Raw genomic sequence first — 14,454 nt, forward strand, 5'->3', positions numbered from 1 at the left:
GAAAACGCTGCAACCGGGGGGGGGTTGCAGCGTCCGGAATTACAGAATTTCCAGCAGTTCGACTTCGAAGATCAGGGTGCTGAATGGTGGGATAGAGGCACCCGCACCGCGCTCGCCATACGCGAGATTCTGTGGGATCACCAGTTCCCATTTTGAGCCAACCGGCATCAGGGTCAGCGCTTCAATCCAGCCTGGAATTACGCCGCTTACCGGGAATTCCGCCGGTTCGCCACGGGCAACAGAGCTGTCGAATACGCTGCCGTCGATCAGTTTACCGGTGTAGTGAACGCGTACGCGATCCTGACGTGATGGGATTGGACCCTCGCCCTGCGTAATCACGCTGAACTGCAGACCTGATTCGGTGCTGCTCACGCCTTCACGCTGCGCATGTTCCTGCAGGAACGCCTGACCTTCTGCGGCCATGGCTTCGGTGCGCTCACGACGCACGCCTTCAGCGCGTTCATGCACTTCACGCAGTGCGCGATGAACCACATCAACCGGTACGGCCGGCGAGTTCCCTTCCAGCGCGTCGCGCAGACCCGCGAGCAGTGCTTCTGGTTGCAGACCCTGCAGACCAGATTCCAGCAACTGCTGGCCAACCTGTAAACCAATACCGTAACTTGCTTGTGCTTCGACGCTGTCGAAAGAAGGGGTAGTCATCTTCGTTCCTTTCACTCTCGGATAAATTCGAACCGGCAGCATAGCAGCGCAGGCCGCTGGCGTAAAATGCCCTGCATCGCAGATGACTTTTGCCGGGGAAAGAGAAACAATAGAGCCGTCAATTTTATCAATGCTGGCAGGCACTTCGCGCCGGTATTGCCCATACTATAACTATCGGGGGGGGGGGATCACCCCCTCTGTAGCACACGAATAAGAGAGCAAACATGGGCCAGATAGCCCCACGACGCCGCAGGATGCGTGCAAAATATCTTGTATCCCGGCTGCAGACCTGGCTGGCCGCACGCAGGCTAAAGCAGCCTGCCGGAGAGGAGGAACCCCGAATGGCTTCAGACACGTCATCCCGCCTGCCGACATGGCTTCAGCGTATCTGGCATTTTACCGACCACATTCGCTGGATGGACCCGCTGCCTGCGCCGCACCGCCGTGGCATTGTGGCCGCACTGCTGGTGATGCTGGTGGCGTTTCTCTGGCCCGCCAGCACGCTGCGCTATCCGGTCGAGCAGCCGGTCGCACCCCAGACGGAGAAAGAGGTGCCGATGCAGGCGGATATTTATGAGAACAACAGTAGCCGCCAGCCGTCATCCCCACCGTCTCAGCAGACGCCAAAAGCCGATTCTCAGGGTGAGTGGCGCAATCTGACCATCGCTTCCGGTCAGACGCTGGCGCAGCTGTTTCGTGATAATAGTCTGCCGGTCAATGATGTGTTTGCGATGGCGCGGGTGGAAGGCAGCGATCAGCCACTCAGCTCACTGAAAAGTGGTCAGCAGGTGAAAATCCGTCAGGATGCGCAGGGGGCGGTAACAGGTCTGACGGTGGAGGGCGCAAACGGTCCGGTGCTGTTTACACGTCAGCCAGACGGCAGCTTTATTCGCGCGCAGTAACGCGAACAGCGGCGATTGAAAGGCACAAAAACAAAAACGCCGGCACAGGGCCGGCGTTTGTGTCGTGCTCAGTTAATAAAGATTAACCAGCAACTACTTTCACGTTCAGTTTCGCGAATACTTCGCTGTGAACCTGGAAGCTTACTTCATGCTCACCGGTAGTGCGCAGAACGCCGTTCGGCAGACGAACTTCGCTCTTAGCCACTTCAACGCCAGCTGCAGTCACTGCATCAGCGATGTCGCGGGCACCGATTGAACCGAACAGTTTACCTTCATCGCCCGCTTTAGACGTGATGGTTACAGTGCCCAGTTCATTGATTTTCTCAGCGCGTGCAGTTGCTGCAGACTGAACGTCAGCCAGTTTGGCTTCCAGTTCAGCACGGCGTGCTTCGAAGAACTCAACGTTTTTCTTGGTAGCAGGAACAGCTTTGCCCTGCGGTACCAGGAAGTTACGAGCGTAGCCCGCTTTAACGTTAACCTGATCACCCAGGGTGCCAAGGTTTGCTACTTTATCAAGCAGAATAACTTGCATTACCTTATCCTCTTAAAGTCGTTAATGGACAGTTGCCGATTACTGATGACGATCAGTGTACGGCAGCAGAGACAGGTAACGCGCACGCTTGATGCAGCGAGCCAACTGACGCTGGTATTTTGCACGAGTACCGGTGATACGGCTCGGGACAATTTTACCGCTTTCGGTAATGTAGTTTTTCAACGTTGCGATGTCTTTGTAATCGATCTCAACAACGCCTTCCGCGGTGAAACGGCAGAACTTGCGACGACGGAAATAACGTGCCATTAGGCTAGTCTCCAGAATCTATCAATTCAATCTGCTCGGCATGGAACACCACTTTGCTCTGGCCATTTCGTGCCTGATGGCAACTAATGAAACCGTCGAGTGTGAGTTGCGTGCCGACCGTTATATGTTGAGTAATCACCTGATGGGCGCTGCCGCTGATAATAACCGGCATACGACACCAGGCTTGCCGGTGAAACCCGGCCTCCTCCTGCACTGAGCGGTGCTCAAGCACGAACTGACAGTGAGGAATTCCTGACGGGCTAACTCTTCGAACCGGTGTCTTGCACACAGTGCCAGACAGGCGAAGTCGATTAACCGTCACGATGGATTACTCTTCAGAATCCCCAGCATCTGACTCATCAGCGGATTCGTTAGCAAAATCTTCGCGACGATCACGACGCTCATCTTTCGCTTTAACCATCGGCGATGCTTCAGTTACCGCGTTTTTAACGCGCATAACCATGCTACGGATAACGGCGTCGTTGAAGCGGAAGTTCGTTTCCAGCTCATCGATCGCTTCCTGCGGCGCTTCAACGTTCATCAGAACGTAATGCGCTTTGTGCAGTTTATTGATCGGGTAAGCCAGCTGACGGCGGCCCCAGTCTTCCAGACGGTGAATCGTGCCTTCTGCACCAGTGATAGCACCAGTGTAACGCTCGATCATGCCAGGAACCTGTTCGCTCTGGTCAGGATGAACCATAAATACGATTTCGTAATGACGCATCGAAATTGCTCCTTACGGATTATTCAGCCTCCTGTCGGGGTCAACCGCGGCCCATGGAAGCAAGGAACGTTATAGGCTGTGTCCCACAAAGGTTCGTTGTGACGAGCGTTTGTGGGACACAGCCTGAGAATGCGGCTGAAAAATTGACGCGTAATCATACTGGCGGCGACGGCTAAACTCAAGCGCACATTTCAACAAATGCCATCCGGCGTGCCATATACGGTAGCTTTTCGTGCTAATCATGTGAATACAGCGCGTTAAGCGGGAAAGGTTCAAAAAAGCTGATAAAGAGCTTCAGGCGGACGATCTGGCGATAATGTGCACAGTCGCTAAACTTAATGCAGACGTTACGGTTTGGCTTATCGGCGTCTAACAGAGTGTGTTCCCTGAAGTGAGGAGTCGGGCATGAAAACGTTCGTCATCGCCACTTTACTGGGTCTCTTCCTGTCTCCACCCGCTCTTGCCAGCAATGCTGACTGTGCGCAGCAGATAAGAAGTCACAGCAGCGAAGCGGCATCGGGTTATATCTATGTTAATCGGCTGGATGCGCCACAAAAGAACCCGGTCAACGCGCCTGCCAGAGCAGCAGAAAAATCGTCTGCGCACTGGTAAGTGCTGGTAAATTTACGGGCGGCAGATCCACTCTCCGCCCGCTCATTTTTATAGCTGCTGTTTAAAAAAGCTGACCAGCGCCGTCAATGCTGATGGCGTGATCTTATGTCCAATCTGTTTTTCAGACAGCGAAGTCAGATGCTTCGCCAGCCCGTTGTCACGCAGCGCCCTCTCCAGCCGGACGCTCTCCGCCCAGGGCACCACCTCATCCGCCTCACCATGCCACAACAGCAGCGGACGGTTTGCCAGGGCCTCCAGCCGGTTGCAGGGATCGTAGTCGGCCAGCGGTGCCATGCGGGCAGCAAACTGCGCTTGCTGCTCAGGCGTGTCGGCCACCAGCGGCGGAAACAGCGACTGACTGAGCTGCATAAAATAGCCCGATCCCATCAGGCAGGCGACGCTCTGAATCTGCGGATAACGTGCCATCGCGCCCAGCGCCGTCATGCCGCCCATCGACGCGCCCGCCAACGCAAAACGCTCGCTGGCGATCAGATCGTCAGCGCGCAGCGCCGATTCCAGCTGCGGCAGCTCATCAATGTTCTGTTTCAGAATCTCCCAGAAGCGACCAAGGCGTGCATCGGCATCGCCGTGATAGCGCGCGCCGTGCAGATCCGCATCCGGCATCACCGCCCGGAACCCCGCCTGAGCCAGCGCGACAGCGAAGTAGGCGTAGACCTCTTTTGAAGAGGTAAAGCCGTGATAAAACAGCACGGTAGGAAGTGGCTGATGCCGTTGTCCGGCAGGCGTGGCGTGCAGGCATTCGATACCGGCCAGCGTTTCTGTGGTGAGTTCAATCATGGTCTCTCCTGAGAAGGGGGCAAGGCGTGCCGATTGAGTGTACGTCTGCGGGTTAATTTACGAAATCCCCTGCTGCGTTTAGTCGCCAGATTTCGGCCTAAACCTTTCCCGCGCTTTGCCGTTGATGTTGTGTCCCCCCTAACTTGATCAAAGGTAATTTATGAAGCGTCTCTCTCTCAGCGGCCTGAGTCTTGGAGTTAAGCTGTCTGTACTGACGTCTCTCAGCGTAGCGTTATTGTTGCTGGTTCTGACGCTAACCCAGAGCCACACCGCTTCGCGGCAGCTGGAAAATCTCGCCATCGATGACATGCAAAACCAGGTGCAGGGCATCAGTGAAATGGCCACCATGTTCAACGCCACTCTCACCGAAGAGGTGGCTCACTACACCAGTCTGTTTACCAGTTTCCTGCCTAAGCGTTTTAGCCTGGATGAAGGCTCACGGGTGCAGGTCGGTGCCTTTTCGACGCCGGTGCTGCGCGCCGGGTTAAAAACGCTGAACCTCGACCAGACCGCGGTAGACGATTTCACCGAACGCACCGCCGCCGTGGCGACCATTTTTGTGCGCGACGGCGATGATTTTATCCGTATTTCCACCTCGCTGAAAAAGCAGGATGGCAGTCGCGCGATCGGTACGCAGCTTGACCGCAACGGCGCCGCCTGGAAAAGCGTCCGTCAGGGCGACGTCTATCAGGGGCTGGCGACGCTGTTCGGCCATCGCTACATCACACAATATCAGCCGGTAAAAGATGAGAGTGGCAAGGTTGTCGCCATCCTGTTTGTCGGCGTTGGCATTGATAAGCAGTATGCGCTGATGCGTGAAAAAATCCTGGCACGCAAGCTGGGTGATAGTGGTCATTTCTTTGTGCTCAACGGCACCCCCGGTAAGACGCAGGGAGAGTATCTGTTCGATCAGCACAACGAAGGAAAACGACCCGCCTGGGATGACGCGACACTCCAGCCGCTGCTGACTCAGCCGCTGGGCATGATGCAGGCAGAGATCAACGGCGAGCACCAGATTCTGGCCTGGCAGCAGCTGCCGGGCTGGAACTGGGTGATCGCCGGCGAAGTTAACCGTGAAAGCCTGCTCGCCCCGATTACGCATAGCCGCAACCTGTTCCTGATAACCGGACTGATTCTGGTGGTGGTCTTTGCGCTGGGGTTTGTCTGGTACAGCCGTCGGGCGATTACCCGTCCGCTGCAGCAGGTGATCCATCTGGCGGAGCAGTATGCCGCCGGGAATCTGCAGGTCCATATGGATACCCAGCGTCGCGATGAAGTGGGCCAGTTGATCGTTGCGATCAACGGCATTGGCGATGGTCTGGAGAAAATCGTCAGCCAGGTGCGCGGCGCGGCGCAGGAGATCAGCGACGGCACGGACACCATCGCGGCCAGCAGTCATAACATCAGCGAGCAGATCGGGCGTCAGGCCAGCAGCGTGGAGCAGACCTCTGCCAGCATGGAGCAGTTTGGCGCGACGGTTGAACACACCGCAGACAGCCTGCGTCAGGCGATGTCACTGGTGGCCGAAGCCAGCGATATCGTCAGTCACGGCAGCCAGACGGTGGTGCGCTCGGTCAACACCATGTCGGCGATTAAGGTTTCATCACAAAGCATTGCGGATATCACCCACGTGATTGAGTCGATCGCCTTCCAGACCAATATCCTGGCGCTGAATGCCGCCGTTGAAGCGGCACGTGCCGGGGAACAGGGCCGTGGCTTTGCCGTGGTGGCCGCAGAAGTGCGTGCGCTGGCACAGCGTTCTTCGCAGGCCGCTAAAGAGATTGATGGACTGATTGCGACCTCCATCAGCAACGTGGCGGAAGGCCATCAATTATCTGAGCAGACGCGCGATGCGATGAGCGACATTGTGACCCACATCGAGCAGGTGCAGGCGCTGATGGGCGAGATCAACGTGGCGGCGCAGCAGCAGGCGGCAGGAATCGGCCAGGTTAATCTGGCGATGAACCAGATCAGCCAGGCGACTCACCAGAACAGCGAACTGGTGACACAGGCGGAAAACAGCGCGCAGAACCTGAGTGATAAAGGGCATCACCTGACCCAGCTGGTCAGCGTATTCAGCCTTAAATCCTGACGCCATTCAGGGCGATGACATACACTTAATGCTTCGTCCTGAAAGAGGGTTTTGCTATGCGTTTCGCTTATTTACTGATGATAAGCCTGCTGCTGGCAGGCTGTTCCGCGCTTGAGACCACGCCAAAAGCACCGCCCGCGCCGACGCAACAGGCGCAGGAGATTTCACGGGCGCAGAGTGGTGGTTTGCCGAAACTGGGCAATATTACCGTTAATGTGCGCGGCTCACCGGATGATGCCGGGCGGGCCGTGGCCACCCGGGCTAACCAGGCCGGTGCGGCTTACTATCAGATCGTGGCGCTGAGTGAAACGGTAATGCCCGGTCTCTGGTACGCCAGCGCGATTCTTTACGGCGCATCACCTGCCACGGGCACGGGCCAGTAAACGGTCTGTGATTGCTGCCTCAAGGGGGGCGGGAGCCACGCCGATCGAGCCACTGCTGGCACCATGCATCCGCCAGCGGCGGTTCGCCATATTTCAGTAGCTGAGCGCCGGTCGCAAGCTGCAGCAGCGTGCGGGTCACCTCGCGCGCCTGCTCTTCGGGGACTTTGCTCATTCGCAGCCGTAACTGACGCCAGCGCGCATCGAAATGACGATTACTCCCTTTCACCGCTTCAAATTCCTGACTCAGCATCTCCGAAACCTCTGCCTGACGGGTGAGCACGCGCAGTACGTCAAGACACATCACGTTGCCCGACCCTTCCCAGATGCTGTTGACCGGTATGTCACGATAGAGGCGCGGCAGCTCGCTCGCTTCGCAGTAGCCGATGCCACCCAGCACTTCCATCGACTCCGCGACGAACGGGGCTCCCGCTTTGCAGATCTGATATTTTGCAGCCGGAGTGAATAAGCGGGCAAACGTGACCTCATGCGGTTTTGCCGGTTGTGACCAGGCGCGCGCCAGCCGCATCAGCAGCGCGGTTTGTCCCTCCAGCTGCAGCGCCTGCTGTGCCAGAACCTGACGCATCAGCGGCTGATCCACCAGGTTTTTCCCCATCACCTGGCGCTGATGTGCATGCCAGAGTGCCACCGAGAATGCACGCCGCATCTGACCATGACTGCCGAGTGCGCAGTCGAAGCGCGTCATACCGCCCATTTTAAGGATCAGCCGCACGCCTTCGCCCTCTTCTCCCAGCAGCCAGCCGGTCGCATCGCGAAACTCCACCTCACAACTGGCATTTGAGCGATTACCCAGCTTATCTTTAAGCTGCTCAAGCTGGATGGCGTTGCGTGACCCGTCAGGCAACAGGCGCGGCAGGAAGAAACAGCTTAATCCGGCGGGCGTCTGCGCCAGCACCAGATGCGCATCGCTCTGCGGCACCGAGAAGAACCATTTGTGGCCGGTCAGCCGGTAGGCTTCACCTGGGCCGCGCGCGCCCAGCGGCTCGGCCCGGGTGGTGCTGGTGAGCAGATCGCTGCCGCCCTGTTTTTCCGTCATGCCCATACCAATCAGCAGACCCCGTTTCTGGTCGCCGGGCTGCGCATGGGTGTCGTAACGATCGCTGAGCAGCGGATCGAGCCAGCCTTCGAACGCGGCGGGCAGATAAGTCTGCAGCAGTGGAATGGCCGCGTGCGTCATGGTCACCGGGCAAAGCGTGCCCGCTTCAACCTGCGCATGCAGAATAAAGCGCGCAGCGCGCGCCACGCTGGCCTGTTCACGTACTGTGGGATGCCAGCTGAGATTATGCAGGCGGCTGGCGCAGACACCCTGCATCAGCAGGTGCCAGGCGGGGTGAAAACGGACTTCATCCATCCGTACGCCGCGGGCGTCGTAGCGCAGCAGTTCAGGTGGCTCCGCGTTGGCGAGCCGGCCCAGTTCCAGCGACTCGGCGCTGCCCAGCTGTCGGCCTACCGAAGCCAGCCACTCCCGATCCCATCCGGCGCCTTCGCGTGACAGTGCCTCGCCGAGCGGCGTATCAGACAGGAACAGGTTGCTGTTGCTCAGAGGATGGGGCTGATTAAAAACGGTGTGTGTTGTCCAGGTCATAACCACTCCTCGCGGATGTCACTCAGTAAGTATACCCGTCGTCTTTCAAGCTGCATTTTTGTTGGCTGCGTTCACTCACCCGAATCACTTACTCATGTAAGCTCATCGGGATTCGTTCTCTTGCCGCCTCAATGCAACCCGAAATCCTTTGGGTATATACGAATGACGCGCAGTTATGCCTGGTACAGAAACTAATTTGTGGCGAGGATCACATCGGGGATCAGGCGTTGCGCTGACGCACTGCTTCAAACAGGCAGACACCCGTAGCCACCGAGACATTCAGCGAAGAGACGCTGCCGGCCATCGGAATGCTGATCAGCTCATCGCAATGCTCACGGGTCAGACGACGCATGCCTTCCCCTTCCGCGCCCATCACCAGCGCCATCGGACCGGTCATTTTGCTCTGGAAGACGGTATGGTCAGCTTCACCTGCGGTACCGACAACCCAGATGTTGTACTCCTGCAGCAGACGCAGGGTACGTGCCAGGTTGGTGACGCGGATCAACGGCACATTCTCTGCCGCGCCGCTGGCCACTTTTTTGGCCGTTGCATTCAGGGGCGCAGAGCGATCTTTCGGCACGATAATCGCGTGAACACCGGCCGCATCGGCACTGCGCAGGCAGGCACCCAGGTTGTGCGGATCGGTGACCCCGTCCAGCACCAGCAGGAAGGGTTTCTCCAGGCTCTGCAGCAGATCCGGCAGGTCGCCTTCCTGATACTGACGACCCGGTTTTACCCGCGCCACAATACCCTGATGCACACCGCCTTCAACCTGGCTGTCGAGCCACTTGCGCTCGGCCAGCTGAATCACGACCCCCTGAGCTTCCAGCGCGGCGACCACGGGTTGCAGGCGACGATCGTCGCGGCCTTTGAGGATAAAGACTTCCTGGAAACGTTGTGGATCACGTTCCAGCAGCGCCTGCACGGCATGGATACCAAAAATAATTTCGCTCATCGATCTGCTCAGTGTTTGGAAATGAATGAATGACCGCCCTTTCTCAGTGAGAAAGGGCGGGTGCGCGCATCAGTCAGGCTGCGCCTTTTTTCTGGCGCGCTTCGCCCGGGTGGCGGCGGCGATTTTACGGGTTTTTTCCGAGACGTTTTTACTTTTATTCTCGGTATTTGCAGCGGCGGGCTTGCCCTTGTCGCCCCGGAAAGCGGCGTCCGGCTCGAAGTTGGACTTCTTGCTCGCATCACGACGGCGTTTCGCTGGCGCTTTGTCGTCACGCTTCGCCCGATCACGTGCGGTTTTGCCTTCACCACGTACCTGACGCTGGCTGGAGATCAGGGCAAAGTCGATTTTACGCTCATCCATATGGACGGCTTCAACACGCACTTCAACCGTATCACCCAGACGATAGGTGCGACCGCCCGATTCACCGATCAGACGCTGACCTACCGGGTCAAAACGGTAGTAATCGTTGTCGAGCGTCGAAACGTGGACCAGACCATCAATGAACAGATCGCTTAAGCGTACAAAGAAGCCAAATCCGGTCACGCTGGAAATGACGCCGTTGAAGACGTTGCCAACCTGATCCTGCATGAAGTCACACTTGAGCCAGTCCGCGACGTCACGGGTCGCTTCATCGGCGCGGCGTTCGGTCAGAGAACAGTGCAGGCCCAGTTGCAGCATCTGCGGCATCTCGTAGTGATAGCCGCCGGTCGCTGTCGTCATATCTTTGGCTACGCTGCGATCTCTCGGCATCAGGTATTTAATGGCGCGCTGTACCAGGCCTTTACCTTCATCCTGCTCTTTTGCCAGCAGATATTTGATGGCGCGATGCAGCGTCAGATCCGGATAACGACGGATTGGCGAGGTAAAGTGCGCATACGACGAGAGTGCCAGACCAAAGTGACCGCGGTTTTCCGGGTCGTAAACGGCCTGCTTCATCGAACGCAGCAGCATGGTTTGCAGCATTTCCGCATCAGGACGATCGGCAACCTGCTTCAGCAGCGCCGCATAGTCGATTGGCTGCGGTTTATTGCCACCAGGCAGGCTCAGTCCCAGCTCGTTGAGCACGGTACGGAAGCTCTTGATGCTTTCGTCGGTCGGGCGATCGTGATCGCGGAACAGCGCCGGTTCCTGATTTTTCTCAACGAAGCGTGCCGAGGCGATGTTCGCCAGGATCATGCACTCTTCGATCAGCTTATGGGCGTCATTACGTGACACGCGCTCAACACGCTCAATACGGCGCTCGGCGTTGAAGATAAACTTCGCCTCTTCCGTTTCAAACGAGATACCGCCGCGCTCTTCACGAGCGGCTTCCAGCGCATGATAGAGGTTGTTCAGCTCTTCAAGGTCTTTAACCAGCGGCGCATACTGCTGACGCAGCTCTTTGTCGCCCTGCAGGATGTTCCAGACTTTGTTGTAGGTCAGACGCGCATGGGAGTTCATCACCGCTTCGTAGTGCTTGAAGCCGGTCAGTTTACCTTTGGTCGAGATGGTCATCTCGCACACCATACAGAGGCGATCAACCTGCGGGTTAAGCGAACATAAGCCATTCGACAGCACTTCCGGCAGCATCGGCACAACCTGCGACGGGAAGTAGACCGAGGTTCCGCGCTGATGCGCTTCGTCATCCAGAGGGGTGCCAGGACGGACGTAATAGCTGACATCCGCGATAGCTACCCACAGACGCCATCCGCCACCGCGCTTCTTCTCACAGTAAACAGCATCATCAAAGTCACGGGCATCTTCACCATCGATGGTGACCAGCGGCAGCTTACGCAGATCGACGCGGCCTTTTTTGGCCTCTTCCGGGACTTCTTCTTTCAGTTTGCTGACCTGAGCTTCCACTTCCGGCGGCCAGGTGTGCGGGATTTCATGCGTACGCAGCGCCATATCCACGGCCAGGCTGGTACCCATATCATCGCCCAGAATCTCGGCGATTTTACCGATCGCTTTGCTGCGACGGTTCGGACGCTGGACCAGCTCAACCACCACCACGGAACCCATGCGGGCATTCATCGTCTCTTCAGGCGGGATGAGGATGTCAAAACTCAGGCGACTGTCGTCCGGCACTACGAAGCCAGCACCGGCATCGGTAAAGTAACGGCCAACGATCTGATTGTTGCGGGGTTCCTGCACCCGGACCACGCGCGCTTCGCGGCGGCCTTTGCGATCGGCACCCAGCGGCTGCGCCAGGATCACGTCACCGTGCATACAGAATTTCATCTGTTCTGCGGAAAGGTAGAGGTCATCTTTCTGACCTTCTGCCCGCAGGAAGCCGTAGCCATCGCGGTGGCCAATGACTTTACCGCGCAGGAGATCAAGACGTTCTGGCAGGGCATAACACTGACGGCGGGTGAACACCAGTTGACCATCACGCTCCATGGCGCGAAGGCGGCGACGCAGCGCCTCAAGGTGTTCTTCTTCCTGCAGATTCATCTCTTCAGCCAGCTCTTCGCGGCTGGCCGGTTTTTCACGTTTTTCTAACAGAGCCAGAATAAATTCACGGCTCGGAATAGGGTTTTCGTATTTTTCAGCTTCTCTATCCTGAAAAGGATCTTTTGACATAGCGGTTCCTCCGATGTCATTTAATATTTATTTCCACCGGCGATCTGGACAAGATGATCTCATAAAGTGGTGTATTTCCTTCGACCAGATCTGCCAACGTATAGCTATCCAGCTCCTGCAAAAATCGCTGCACCGCATCATGTAACGCCTGCTTCAGACGACAGGCTGGCGTGATGGAACAGGACGCACAATCCACTAATTGTAGTGGTTCCATCTTACGTACCACATCGCCAATGACAATCTGACGAGCTGGCATACCCAGACGAATGCCCCCGTTTTTACCACGCGTTGCGGCGACATAGCCCGCCCGGCTCAGCTGATTGATAATTTTGACCATATGATTACGGGACAAACCATAAGTGTTCGTCACTTCCGTAATATTGGTCTGCTGACCTTCCGGCAACGATGCCAGATAAATCAGTGCCCGTAAGCCATAATCAGTAAAACTCGTGAGCTGCACAGTAACCTCAGTGAACCTTCAGGCGCGGCATGACCTTATTCGCCCTGTGATTGATGCCAGGATTAAATCGGATCGCCATTCGATTAGCTACGATGATAAACCAGAGTCTGTCTGGCCGTGCGCTTTTTTAAGCCAGCAGAAGGTTTGACAAGCGAAGGGAGGTTAAGTGGCATCAAAGAATGGAAAAACAAGGGCCGGACAGCGTCCGGCCTGAATGATTACGCGTCGAACGGGTCGCGCAGAATCATTGTTTCACTACGATCAGGGCCGGTTGAGATGATATCAATCGGCACACCCGTTACCTCTTCCACACGCTTGATGTAGTCACGCGCAGCCTGAGGCAAACCTTCCAGCGTCTTGACGCCAAACGTTGTCTCACTCCAGCCTGGCAGGGTTTCGTAGATCGGCTCAATGCCTTCCCAGTTCTCTGCCGCCAGTGGCGTGGTGGTCACTTCGCGGCCATCAGGCATACGGTAAGCCACACAGATCTTCACCTCTTTCAGGCCATCCAGCACGTCCAGCTTGGTCATGCAGAAACCTGACAGGGAGTTGATCTGGACCGCGCGGCGAACCGCTACCGCATCCAGCCAGCCGGTACGACGACGACGACCGGTGGTCGCACCAAACTCATTACCCTGCGCACAGAGGAATTCGCCGGTTTCATCGAACAGCTCGGTCGGGAACGGGCCTGCACCAACGCGGGTTGAGTAAGCTTTCACAATACCCAGCACGTAGTCGACATAACGCGGGCCAATGCCTGAACCGGTCGCTACGCCACCTGCGGTGGTGTTGGATGAGGTCACGTACGGATAGGTACCGTGATCGATATCCAGCAGCGTACCCTGTGCACCTTCGAACATAATCAGATCGCCACGCTTACGCGCGACGTCCAGCAGTTCAGAGACGTCAATGACCATGCCAGTGATGATGTCAGCGACTTCCATCACATCACTCAGCACTTTATCGAAGTCAACTGCCGGCTCTTTGTAGTACTCCACCAGCTGGAAGTTGTAGAAATCGACCACTTCTTTCAGCTTGGCAGCAAAGGTTTCTTTGTTAAACAGGTCGCTGACGCGCAGGGCACGGCGAGCGACTTTATCTTCGTAAGCCGGTCCGATGCCACGCCCCGTGGTACCAATCGCTTTGGCGCCACGAGCACGTTCACGCGCCATATCCATCGCAACATGATATTGCAGGATCAGCGGACAGGCTTCAGAAATCAGCAGACGTTCGCGTACCGGAATCCCGCGCGCTTCCAGGCCTTTCATCTCTTTCATTAAGGCTTCAGGAGAGAGCACTACGCCGTTACCAATGATGCTGGTGACGTTATCGCGCAGAATGCCAGAAGGGATCAGGTGGAGGACGGTTTTTTCACCGTTGATGACAAGCGTGTGGCCCGCATTGTGGCCGCCTTGATAACGCACAACGTAATTCGCGCGCTCAGTCAGAAGGTCTACAATCTTACCTTTACCTTCGTCACCCCATTGGGTGCCCAGTACGACGACGTTCTTACCCATTTCTCAAAATCACCGATTGCTTAAAAAAAGGATTCTACCATCTGATCCCGTGGTTTTCAGCACTTTTAGCATACGATTGCGCGCTTTTTTGCCTGAGTTTTGATCACTACAACATGTTGGGGATAATAGCGTTGAAAGGCACAATTTAGCCGGTCTGAACGTCAGCCTCAGAGGTTGCCGTGCAGGCTGAGCATGCAGTAAATCACCATGCCAGCAACGACCAGTCCTCCACCAAAGCGGTGCAGCAGACGATCGGGCAACCGCGTCATCGTCAGGATCATGCGTCGCCAGGCGCGCGGCATAAACATCGGTCCCAACCCTTCCAGCACTAACACCAGCGCCAGCGCCATCCAGATGCTTGTTTTCATTCTGATACCCAAAAAAAAG

Annotated in this window: 15 protein-coding genes and 1 pseudogene; 4 read left to right on the top strand and 12 right to left on the bottom strand. The window is 56.6% G+C overall.

Annotated features, from left to right (window positions below):
- Window positions 1-39 precede the first annotated feature (39 nt).
- Window positions 40-660 carry an FKBP-type peptidyl-prolyl cis-trans isomerase gene (fklB, locus tag JNO11_RS16730; protein ID WP_010256433.1) on the bottom strand — a complete coding sequence of 207 codons (621 nt, stop codon included), beginning with the start codon at window positions 658-660 and terminating at the stop codon, window positions 40-42.
- 224 nt (window positions 661-884) lie between these two features.
- Between fklB and JNO11_RS16735 the strand changes: the two genes are divergently transcribed.
- Window positions 885-1,562 (top strand): LysM-like peptidoglycan-binding domain-containing protein, encoded by a 678-nt coding sequence (locus JNO11_RS16735; protein ID WP_163640161.1) that lies wholly within the window; start codon window positions 885-887, stop codon window positions 1,560-1,562.
- Between the two features lie 82 nt (window positions 1,563-1,644).
- On the opposite strand, the gene rplI is transcribed toward JNO11_RS16735, so the two are convergent.
- Genes rplI through rpsF form a run of 4 tightly spaced genes read right to left on the bottom strand, consistent with a single transcriptional unit; the run spans window position 1,645 to window position 3,085 of the window.
- Window positions 1,645-2,094 (bottom strand): 50S ribosomal protein L9, encoded by a 450-nt coding sequence (gene rplI, locus JNO11_RS16740; protein ID WP_010256429.1) that lies wholly within the window; start codon window positions 2,092-2,094, stop codon window positions 1,645-1,647.
- A 39-nt stretch (window positions 2,095-2,133) separates the two neighbouring features.
- Complete coding sequence (rpsR, locus tag JNO11_RS16745; protein ID WP_002210155.1) at window positions 2,134-2,361, bottom strand: 30S ribosomal protein S18; 228 nt, start codon at window positions 2,359-2,361, stop codon at window positions 2,134-2,136.
- Between the two features lie 4 nt (window positions 2,362-2,365).
- The gene (priB, locus tag JNO11_RS16750) at window positions 2,366-2,683 is read right to left on the bottom strand and encodes a primosomal replication protein N (protein ID WP_010256154.1); all 318 of its coding nucleotides are present in this window, start codon (window positions 2,681-2,683) and stop codon (window positions 2,366-2,368) included.
- Window positions 2,684-2,689: 6 nt separating this feature from the next.
- The gene (rpsF, locus tag JNO11_RS16755) at window positions 2,690-3,085 is read right to left on the bottom strand and encodes a 30S ribosomal protein S6 (protein ID WP_003855334.1); all 396 of its coding nucleotides are present in this window, start codon (window positions 3,083-3,085) and stop codon (window positions 2,690-2,692) included.
- Between the two features lie 405 nt (window positions 3,086-3,490).
- Here rpsF and JNO11_RS16760 point away from each other — a divergent pair, with 405 nt between their 5' ends.
- Window positions 3,491-3,697, top strand: a complete 207-nt coding sequence (locus JNO11_RS16760) for a hypothetical protein (protein WP_010256150.1) — start codon at window positions 3,491-3,493, stop codon at window positions 3,695-3,697.
- A 48-nt stretch (window positions 3,698-3,745) separates the two neighbouring features.
- Here the strand turns inward: JNO11_RS16760 and yjfP are convergent, their stop codons facing one another.
- Entirely contained in the window at window positions 3,746-4,495 is a 750-nt protein-coding gene (gene yjfP / locus JNO11_RS16765; RefSeq protein WP_325177517.1) for an esterase, read from the bottom strand.
- Window positions 4,496-4,655: 160 nt separating this feature from the next.
- On the opposite strand from yjfP, the gene JNO11_RS16770 reads away from it, so the two are divergent.
- Together JNO11_RS16770 and bsmA are read left to right on the top strand one after the other, a co-directional pair.
- A complete protein-coding gene (locus tag JNO11_RS16770) occupies window positions 4,656-6,587 on the top strand; it encodes a Cache 3/Cache 2 fusion domain-containing protein (protein ID WP_325177518.1) in 1,932 nt (643 codons plus the stop codon).
- 56 nt (window positions 6,588-6,643) lie between these two features.
- Window positions 6,644-6,970, top strand: coding sequence for a biofilm peroxide resistance protein BsmA (bsmA, locus tag JNO11_RS16775; protein WP_010699802.1), 327 nt, complete (start codon window positions 6,644-6,646; stop codon window positions 6,968-6,970).
- On the opposite strand, the pseudogene JNO11_RS16780 reads toward bsmA, so the two are convergent.
- The 6 genes and pseudogenes from JNO11_RS16780 to JNO11_RS16805 all read right to left on the bottom strand — a co-directional run bounded on the left by JNO11_RS16780 (window position 6,944) and on the right by JNO11_RS16805 (window position 14,435).
- A pseudogene (locus tag JNO11_RS16780) lies at window positions 6,944-8,573 on the bottom strand (isovaleryl-CoA dehydrogenase). The gene bsmA and the pseudogene JNO11_RS16780 overlap by 27 nt on opposite strands.
- Before the next feature lie 220 nt (window positions 8,574-8,793).
- Window positions 8,794-9,528 (bottom strand): 23S rRNA (guanosine(2251)-2'-O)-methyltransferase RlmB, encoded by a 735-nt coding sequence (gene rlmB, locus JNO11_RS16785; protein ID WP_010256134.1) that lies wholly within the window; start codon window positions 9,526-9,528, stop codon window positions 8,794-8,796.
- 69 nt (window positions 9,529-9,597) lie between these two features.
- Entirely contained in the window at window positions 9,598-12,090 is a 2,493-nt protein-coding gene (rnr, locus tag JNO11_RS16790; protein WP_010699805.1) for a ribonuclease R, read from the bottom strand.
- A gap of 16 nt (window positions 12,091-12,106) precedes the next feature.
- Window positions 12,107-12,550 carry a nitric oxide-sensing transcriptional repressor NsrR gene (gene nsrR / locus JNO11_RS16795; protein ID WP_010256130.1) on the bottom strand — a complete coding sequence of 148 codons (444 nt, stop codon included), beginning with the start codon at window positions 12,548-12,550 and terminating at the stop codon, window positions 12,107-12,109.
- 218 nt (window positions 12,551-12,768) lie between these two features.
- A complete protein-coding gene (locus tag JNO11_RS16800) occupies window positions 12,769-14,067 on the bottom strand; it encodes an adenylosuccinate synthase (protein ID WP_157353794.1) in 1,299 nt (432 codons plus the stop codon).
- Between the two features lie 167 nt (window positions 14,068-14,234).
- Window positions 14,235-14,435: a DUF2065 domain-containing protein gene (locus JNO11_RS16805; RefSeq protein ID WP_010256126.1), complete on the bottom strand. Its 201-nt coding sequence runs from the start codon at window positions 14,433-14,435 to the stop codon at window positions 14,235-14,237.
- Between the last annotated feature and the right edge of the window lie 19 nt (window positions 14,436-14,454).

The sequence above is a fragment of the Pantoea sp. 1B4 genome (genome assembly GCF_016925765.1).
GTDB classification, from domain to species: Bacteria; Pseudomonadota; Gammaproteobacteria; order Enterobacterales; family Enterobacteriaceae; genus Pantoea; species Pantoea agglomerans.